The organism is Thiohalocapsa halophila (assembly GCF_016583825.1).
In the GTDB taxonomy this organism is placed as follows: domain Bacteria; phylum Pseudomonadota; class Gammaproteobacteria; order Chromatiales; family Chromatiaceae; genus Thiohalocapsa; species Thiohalocapsa halophila.
In genome coordinates this window covers 1-1,138 of sequence record NZ_NRRV01000202.1, presented here as the reverse complement: position 1 = coordinate 1,138, position 1,138 = coordinate 1, and the positions used below count along the sequence as shown (strand labels likewise).

Genomic DNA, 1,138 nt, shown 5'->3' with positions numbered 1-1,138 from the left:
TGAGAAACGCTCCGACCAGCTCGCCTTGCCGCTCCTGGTCGGGAGCTCGGTCGCATTACCATTCGTGGGGCCATCCTCGGCCACCGCCATCCTCTTCAGCGCGCCCGCCAACGCGATTCGAGCCACTGCCTCGGTCGCCACAAGTAGCCACCTCGCGGCGATCACTCATGCCGGCGTCCTGGTCAAGGACGGTCGGGCATTGGAGGCGCTGGCCGGGGTCGATACCTTCCTGTTCGACAAGACGGGGACGTTGACCTCTGACGACCTCGCCGTGACCGCGGTGCTGCCGCTGGGTAACTGGAGCCGCCAGGAGATTTTGGCGCGAGCCGCAGTCGCGGAGGCTGGCGTCTCGCATCCGGTTGCAAGAGCGCTGATCGAGACCGCCCGTCGCGAGACGGGGTCTCTCGACCGGTTCGAGCTGGAGTACTCCCGCTTCCGGGTGGGTTACGGGGTTGTCGCGTCCGTCTCGGGTGGGCGCGTTCTCGTCGGTAGCCGTCGACTGATGACCGCAGAAGGGCTCGAGCTCCCGGGCGCCGCAGAGGAGGTGCTGGCCGACGCCGAAGGCAAGGGGGCCAGCGCGATTCTCATCGCCGATAATCGACAGGTGCAGGGCGTCGTTCAGATCGAGCCTCGGCTGCGCCCGGAGGTCTATGCCGTGATCCGTGCGCTGCGCCGCCGCGATGTCCAGCGCATCGATGTCGTTTCCGGGGACAGTAGGGGGCCGACGCGGCTGATTGCGGATTCGTTGGAGCTCGACGGCTATTTCCATGACGTCTTGCCCCAGGACAAAGCCGAACTGGTTCGCCGCCTCCAGGCCGCGGGACGTCGCGTCTGTTTCGTCGGCGATGGCGTCAACGATGCGCTCGCGATGAAGCAGGCGCACTGCTCAATCTCGCTGCACGGCGCTTCCGCAATCGCCAGCGACACGGCGCAAATCTTGCTGATGGACCCGAGCCTAGCCGAAATTCCTTCGCTGCTGGGTGCTGCTCGCGGCCAGCAGCGCCACCTCAAGCAGATTCTGACCTTCTGGGCCGGCTACGCGGTGATCAACACCTACTTGAACGTCTATCTGCGGATCGGCGTCCTGTCGTCCACATTTTTCTATGGCCTTTCGTTTGCTGCGGCGTATTCGTATGCG

1 protein-coding gene is annotated in these 1,138 nt (G+C 65.0%); it reads left to right on the top strand.

Going from position 1 to position 1,138, the window contains the following annotated elements; all coding sequences use genetic code 11:
* Nucleotides 1–1,138: HAD-IC family P-type ATPase (locus CKO31_RS25980; RefSeq protein ID WP_200243772.1), on the top strand; the 1,138-nt coding region annotated here is incomplete at both ends.